The sequence below is a fragment of the Escherichia sp. TW14182 genome (genome assembly GCF_000208525.1).
GTDB classification, from domain to species: domain Bacteria; phylum Pseudomonadota; class Gammaproteobacteria; order Enterobacterales; family Enterobacteriaceae; genus Escherichia; species Escherichia ruysiae.
This window is the reverse complement of the sequence record NZ_AEJZ01000255.1, coordinates 1-1,018: the sequence shown is the minus strand read 5'-3', so window position 1 is coordinate 1,018 and position 1,018 is coordinate 1. Positions and strand designations below refer to the sequence as shown.

The following is a 1,018-nucleotide window of genomic DNA, read 5'->3' as shown; positions in this document are numbered from 1 at the left end:
TGGTCGGCATACCCAGGCATCCAGAGCCTCGCGAGCCTGCTCAGGAGTGAATATCATTGTTCACCGCCAGTGATTCATTCGACATACACTTATTTTCACAAGGTAGTCCATCTGTTGGGTTGGGATAAATGTCAGGGCGAAGTTCGTGGGGGGTGACTTGCCAGTCAAGAACTCGACTCAATGGAATGACTCGATCTGCTGGTATAACCCCAGTGAAGTTGAGCCACCCACTTACAGCCTGAGACTTAACTCCTAGATGTTTAGCAATTTCTGATTGATTCATGATTTTCGTAATCTTACTTTTCAAAACGTGACTCATTTACACCTCCACATTGAAAGAATTTCTACATCAAAAAAGTTTTTCTTTCAATAGCAACATTAAAACAATTCCAATGCCATATGAAAGCAAAGCTTGTAAAATGACTAAATGGACAACGTAAAACACCCAAATCTTGTTTACCGCCTAAAGCTGTTGCAGGACGAAAAAAACTGGAACTTATCCGACATAGCCAAGCACGCGATGGTATCTCCGCAAGCCGTCCAGCAATGGGCTAAAGGTAAATCGCTTCCCAGAGGGCAAGGGCTAAAACGCCTGGCCGCGGCAGCAGGTAAAGCAGAACACTGGTTTTTCATGTCACCAGATTCAACAGCGCAGGGGGAGCTTCATGCTGAGACTTTTTCCGGACGAGAACTGGATGACAATGAAAAGCTTTTGCTTTCACTTTTCAATCAGTTACCGGAAACAGAAAAGCTACGCTTGCTTATTTCTATTAAATCTCAGCTAGAAGAACTGGAGCAACTCAAAGGCGATGTCTTGAGCATGATTCAGTCCCACCAGAAATAATTCCTAAGCACAGTCTCCTCATATTTATCTAAGCAGCCATACGGCTGCTTCAGTATTTCTTTCAATCCATACTTGACAATGAAAGCAATTATTGTAAAGTAATTCCATCAACGAACCGCATCGTTGTCAGGCTAAAGTTCCGCCACCCCGGCGTTAAGGGGAAATGAGGTCAAC

2 protein-coding genes are annotated in these 1,018 nt (G+C 43.9%); one reads left to right on the top strand and one right to left on the bottom strand.

All coding sequences use genetic code 11. The annotated features are described in order from the left end of the window. Positions 1-40: 40 nt before the first annotated feature. Entirely contained in the window at positions 41-319 is a 279-nt protein-coding gene (locus tag EQY_RS0118965) for a transcriptional regulator (RefSeq protein ID WP_000020011.1), read from the bottom strand. 108 nt (positions 320-427) lie between these two features. Here EQY_RS0118965 and EQY_RS0118960 point away from each other — a divergent pair, with 108 nt between their 5' ends. Then, complete coding sequence (locus tag EQY_RS0118960; protein WP_000370951.1) at positions 428-844, top strand: helix-turn-helix domain-containing protein; 417 nt, start codon at positions 428-430, stop codon at positions 842-844. Positions 845-1,018 lie beyond the last annotated feature (174 nt).